We start from the raw sequence: 4,227 nt of genomic DNA, 5'->3' as shown, positions 1-4,227 counted from the left end.
CTGCGGGCTGTCGTTGAGGCGGGGGTAGTTCACCAGCCCTTCCGCCATGCCGAAGACCTGCTGCAGCTGGCAGCCAATCTCCGCCGGAATGCGCGCGGCGAGCGTCGCGGACAGGCGCGCTCCGCCAACCTGCAGCAGCCGCAGCGACCGCAGCTGCGCATTGCCGCCCCATTCGTGGATCGCCTGCAGCCACAGGCTGACCGCCGGCGGCACCAGCGAGGCGACGTTAATCTGATGCTTTTCAATCAGCAGGAAGCAGAGCGTGGCGCTCGGGTCGGCGGCAAGGATCACCCGGCCTCCGGCCAGAAACACCCCCAGCGATCCCGGCGAGCTCATCGCATAGTTATGCGCCGCGGGCAGCGCGTTGAGATAGCGCGTCTCGGCGCTAATCGCGCAAATTTCGTTGCTGCGGCGAATGCTGTATTCGTAATCGTTGTGGGTGCGCGGGATAAGCTTAGGCGTGCCGGTGCTGCCGCCGGAGAGCTGGAAAAACGCCACCTCATCGGCAGGCGTTGGGTTGGCGATAAAGCCCTCGGCGGGCTGGGCGATCGCCGCGGCCAGGTCATACTCGCCGCTATCGCCGCGCAGCAGCGCCACCCGCACCGACGGATGCTGCTCAATAAAGCCGTTGAGGAAGCTATCGTCGGCAAACAGCGCGTGCTGGCGATCGGCCACCAGCAGCGCCGGTTCAATCTGCGTCGCGTAGGCGTTGAGCTCGCTGCGCTGATGGCTGAACAGCGCGTTGACCGGCGCCACGCCGATGCGCAGCAGCGCAAAGAAGGTGATGTAGAACTCGGCGACGTTGCCCAGCTGCACCAGCGCGGTTTCGCCGCGCTTGAGCCCCATCCCCTGCAGGGAACAGGCAAGGTTATCCACCAGCCGGTTGAACTGGCGATAGCTGTACTGAACCTCGCCGTCGATAATCGCCACGGCATCGCTTGCCGCGTGACGGGTAATCAGCTCGGTTAACGGCAGATCCTGCCAGTAGCCTTTTTCACGGTAGCGGGCGGCAAAGCTTTCCGGCCAGCGGTTAAATGCAATCATCATCGCCTCTTAATACAAGCCGAACACGTTCAGCATAGTGGTCAGTTTGACGCCGGTTTCGCGCCACTCTCCCAGCGGGGAGGAGGCCGGAACGATCCCCGCGCCGGCAAACAGGCGCAGCGAGTTCTGCTGCAGGCGGGCGCAGCGGATGGTCACCACCCACTCGCCGTTGCCTTCGTCATCACACCAGCCAACGATGCCGCCGAACAGCTGGCGATCGAACGGCTCCAGCTCGCGGATCAGGCGCGTGGCGGCCTGGTGCGGGAAGCCGCTGAGGGCCGGCGTCGGATGCAGCAGGCAGGCCAGCGACATGGCGTTTTCCCCGGCCGCGGCGGTCCCGGCGATGGGCGTCGCCAGATGCCATAAGGTTGGGGTGGGGATCAGCTGCGGAGAGTCCGGCAGCGACAGCGCGCGGCTGCGCGGCGCAAGCACCGCCTTCATCGCCTGGGTCACCAGCTCGTGCTCGTGGCGATCTTTGCCGGACGCCAGCAGCTTGTTGCCCGCCTCGCGATCCAGCACATCGTCCGGCTGACGGCGGGCCGACCCCGCCAGCGGCAGGGAGCTAAAGCTATCGCCCTCTTTACGCAGCAGCAGCTCCGGGCTGGCGCCGAGCAGCACGCCGCCGTCCGAGAGCGGTACGTGGAAGTTAAAGCTGGCGGGGTTTTGCGCGATCAGACGCTCCAGCAGCGCACCGCTGTCCACGCGATCGCGGGTGGTGATATCGATCAGGCGCGACAGCACGACCTTATCGACTTCCGCCGTGGCGGTCAGCGCGGCGGCGCGCTCGACCATCGCCATAAAGGCGTCCTGCTCGGGGATCTCCCGGCGGGCCACCACGTCCATCGCCGCCTGGTCCGACGCGTAGCGCGCGGAGCGCTGCTTGCCGGTGCGGGAGAAAGTTTCCCAGCGCTCGGGAATAAACAGTTCGGACGGCTGGCGGGTATCAAAGGGGATCGCGCCGACCATCACCGGCTTGTCGATCCCGGCGGCCTTCGCCTCCCGGAACGCGGCGGCCATTTTCTGCTGGAATTCGCCGGTCAGGGCCTCGCCGTCGGCGGCGGAATGAGAGAAGCGCCTGAAACAGCCCGAAGTGCTAAAACTGCGGTACGGCGACATAAAGAAGAAGCTTTCTGGTGCCAGAGTCATGTTTTGCTCCCGTACATCCTCGGCCAGTGACGTTTCCATATCATCCTCCAAAAAAACGATAAAGATATTACGAATAATTATCATTTATATTTTGGTTGGCTAACCTAAAAGGTATTGCTCTACATGTCAACCGTATAAACAGCATGTTGTGCTACTTAGGCTTGCATCCCTGCGGCACAAAGCTGAAAATGAGACGCATTTATTCCAACTCATTCAGGATACAAATTCGTGAATTTCTCCACTTTGTGCCGCCGTACCCTGCTGGCCTGCGGGCTGGCGTATTTAGGAATTACCTCAGCGTTCGCCGCCGACTGGCCGCGTCAGATCGCCGACAGCCGCGGCGCGCACACCCTCGAACAGCGACCGCTGCGCATTGTTTCCACAAGCGTCACCCTCACCGGCTCGCTGCTGGCGATTGATGCCCCGGTGGTCGCCAGCGGGGCCACCACGCCGAATAACCGCGTGGCCGATGGCCAGGGATTCCTGCGCCAGTGGAGCAGCGTGGCCCGCGAGCGTAAGCTGGCGCGGCTCTATATCGGCGAGCCGAGCGCCGAGGCCGTGGCCGCGCAGATGCCGGACCTGATCCTGATTAGCGCCACCGGCGGCGATTCCGCGCTGGCGCTCTACGATCAGCTTTCTACTATTGCGCCGACGCTTATCATTAACTACGACGATAAGAGCTGGCAGGCGCTGCTCACCCAGCTCGGAGAGATTACCGGCCAGGAGAAGCAGGCCGCGGTGCGCATTGCCGAATTTGATAAGCAGCTGGCGGCGCTGAAGCAGCAGATGAAACTGCCGCCGCAGCCGGTTAGCGCGCTGGTGTATACCGCCGCGGCCCATAGCGCCAATCTGTGGACCCCGGAGTCGGCCCAGGGCCAGATGCTCGAACAGCTGGGCTTTACGCTGGCTACCCTTCCCGGCGGGCTGCATGCCAGCCAGAGTCAGGGTAAACGCCACGATATCATCCAGCTGGGCGGGGAGAACCTGGCCGCCGGCCTCAACGGCCAAAGCCTGTTCCTGTTCGCCGGCGACGAGAAGGACGCTCAGGCGATTTACGCCAATCCGCTGCTCGCCCACCTGCCTGCGGTCGAAGCCAAACGCGTCTATCCGCTGGGCATCGAAACCTTCCGTCTTGACTACTACAGCGCCATGCTGGTGCTGCAGCGCCTCGCAGCCTTCTTCGGCTAAACCCTCTTCCCGGCCGGCGCCATGCCCGGCCGGGAAGCCAATCAGCTTTCGCTCACCGTCTCCGGGCGCTGAAAGCGGCGTAGTTCGCTCAGCAGCCCAATCAACATTGCGCCAACGATAACCAACACCCAGCCGCTGGCGCTTGCCGACGCGACCGGGGTCATCATCACGCCGAGGCCGCCCAGCAGCGCGGCGCCAACGGCATCGCCGGTGACGTTCTGCGCGGTCCACAGGCCGTTGATGCGCCCAAGCATCGCCTCCGGCGTCTGGGTTTGGATCAGGGTGTACTGCAGCAGCGAACTGATGGCGCTCAGCCAGCCAAACAGCGCCAGGCACAGCGCGCCCAGTTGCCACAGCGGCATCAGGCTAAACAGGGCGATGGCGACAAAGGAGCCGACGGTGGTGGTCAGCATCACCGCGCCCGGCCTGGCGGTTTGCGCCAGCTGGCCGCTGGTGAGCGCCCCGAGCGCTGCGCCCAGCGGGATCGCGGCGTACAGCAGGCCGATTTGCGAGGCCGACATCTGCCAGCCTTCGGCCAGCGCCGGATAGAGTACGCGCACCGCGCTCGCCATCGTCAGCAGGCCGCCGAGCAGCGCAATACCGCCAATCAGCGGGCTATTAAAGAGGAATTTAAGCCCCGCCAGCAGCGACTTCAGAGGATGCTCGCGCGGCTGAGGCGGCGGAGGGAGCTGCGGTAAACGCAGCAGGGTCAAGGTGGTGATAAAGGTTCCGGCCGCCGCTTTCGATGGTGAAGGAAACTTTCTGACCTTCATCCAGAGATTTGTAGCCATCGTTCATGATAGCGGGGAAGTGTACGGACACATCTTTAGAACCGTCATCAGGGGTAAT

At 63.8% G+C, this 4,227-nt stretch carries 3 protein-coding genes and 2 pseudogenes; 1 reads left to right on the top strand and 4 read right to left on the bottom strand.

The window, feature by feature from the left end; translation table 11 throughout:
- The coding region (locus tag PFH44_RS25260; protein WP_283826525.1) for an AMP-binding protein at positions 1-1,044 on the bottom strand (1,044 nt) is incomplete at its 3' end.
- A gap of 9 nt (positions 1,045-1,053) precedes the next feature.
- Entirely contained in the window at positions 1,054-2,229 is a 1,176-nt protein-coding gene (gene entC, locus PFH44_RS25255; RefSeq protein ID WP_283826524.1) for an isochorismate synthase EntC, read from the bottom strand.
- Between the two features lie 189 nt (positions 2,230-2,418).
- On the opposite strand from entC, the gene fepB reads away from it, so the two are divergent.
- Positions 2,419-3,378, top strand: a complete 960-nt coding sequence (gene fepB, locus PFH44_RS25250) for a Fe2+-enterobactin ABC transporter substrate-binding protein (RefSeq protein ID WP_045854419.1) — start codon at positions 2,419-2,421, stop codon at positions 3,376-3,378.
- A gap of 41 nt (positions 3,379-3,419) precedes the next feature.
- On the opposite strand, the pseudogene entS reads toward fepB, so the two are convergent.
- Both entS and PFH44_RS25240 read right to left on the bottom strand, forming a co-directional pair.
- Positions 3,420-4,118 (bottom strand): annotated as a pseudogene (gene entS / locus PFH44_RS25245) (enterobactin transporter EntS); the annotation flags it as partial.
- A pseudogene (locus PFH44_RS25240) lies at positions 4,108-4,227 on the bottom strand (cold shock domain-containing protein); the annotation flags it as partial. The pseudogenes PFH44_RS25240 and entS, both read right to left, overlap by 11 nt.

The sequence above is a fragment of the Klebsiella sp. Ech2A genome, assembly GCF_030078455.1.
GTDB lineage: Bacteria > Pseudomonadota > Gammaproteobacteria > Enterobacterales > Enterobacteriaceae > Klebsiella > Klebsiella terrigena.
This window is presented reverse-complemented; position numbering and strand designations above follow the sequence as displayed.

What these genes read in the sequence shown, in the direction of transcription:
- entC (WP_283826524.1), bottom strand. Translation starts at nt 2,229, where the DNA reads ATGGAAACGTCACTGGCCGAGGATGTACGGGAGCAAAACATGACTCTG.